This is a genomic window from Oleiphilus sp. HI0117 (assembly GCF_001635235.1).
On record NZ_LWGA01000283.1, the window covers coordinates 1 to 1,210 of the forward strand.

Below are 1,210 nucleotides of genomic sequence, written 5' to 3' on the forward strand. Positions count from 1 at the left end.
GAGTGTTAAGGGGAGTGGTGCGGGCGCTTCTTTTTGCCACTCGATATCGAGTTTGGCAGACTCCGTAGTGAGAGCTGTAATAGTGGCTAGGCCAATTTGCTGATTGAGCAGGCCAACGCGTATGTTATCTCCAACTTTTGACTTTAGAGTCTCATGCATATGTTCGAGTTGACGACCGGAAATCTCAGCCAGTGTTTCGCTGTGCATATTTTCGGGGAATAACAGTAGCAGGTTCATCTAATTGTTATTCGCTTACAGGTTCTTCGTTGCGCTTCTTTTCGACGAGTTTTGAAAACAGCACTCCGACTTCAAAGAGAGCCCACATTGGAACTGCTAAAAGAGTTTGCGAAATAACATCTGGAGGCGTCAATAACATACCGATAACGAAGCAGCCAACCACGATGTAAGGGCGTTTTTCACTTAGGCTAGCTGAGCTGGTAATACCTGCCGCAACCAAAATAATGGTTGCGATTGGGATTTCGAAGGCTAAACCAAATGCGAAGAATAGCTTTAGAATGAAGTCAAGATAGCGACTGATATCGGTCATTACAGTGACGCCTTCAGGTGCGGCACTGGTGAAAAAGCCAAACACTAAAGGAAAGACGACAAAGTAAGCGAATGCCATGCCGAGATAGAACAATATTATGCTCGATAGCAGTAAAGGATAGGCGAGCCGTTTTTCGTTCTCATAGAGTGCAGGTGCGATAAAACCCCATATTTGAAAGAGCACATAAGGCATTGATATAAACAGTGCCGTCATTAGAGCCAGTTTGAAGGGGGTAAAGAAGGGTGATGCGACATCGGTCGCGATCATGGTGCTACCTTCGGGTAAAAAGACCCTAAGTGGCTCTGAGACAATCAGGTAGATATCGTTGGCAAAATAGTAAAGGCCTGCGAAGATCAATATAACGCAAAGCACAGAACGCAGGAGGCGTGTGCGCAATTCTATCAGATGGCTGATTAGAGGCTGGCCTTGGTCGACTACAGTGTCGTTTTCAGTTGCGTTGTCAGAAGTCTTACTCATGTCTTTACTATGCTTAGCTTATTACGGAGGCCATGTTATGACTGCTTAGGCTTGTCGTTTTGCGTATTGCTTTGAAGGTCTTTTGACGAATCAGGCTCTTTTGGTGCCTGAAACAGCTTGTCATACTCATCTCTTGGTAAGGGCTCGAACTCTTCAGCTTCTTTGAGGGCGTCTTTAACGGTATTC

General features: G+C 45.5%; 1 protein-coding gene and 1 pseudogene. Both read right to left on the reverse strand.

What is annotated here, in order from left to right; translation table 11 throughout:
* A pseudogene (locus tag A3757_RS03625) lies at positions 1-237 on the reverse strand (16S rRNA (uracil(1498)-N(3))-methyltransferase); the annotation flags it as partial.
* Between the two features lie 7 nt (positions 238-244).
* Positions 245-1,024: a twin-arginine translocase subunit TatC gene (tatC, locus tag A3757_RS03630; protein ID WP_068510193.1), complete on the reverse strand. Its 780-nt coding sequence runs from the start codon at positions 1,022-1,024 to the stop codon at positions 245-247.
* Positions 1,025-1,210: the final 186 nt, after the last annotated feature.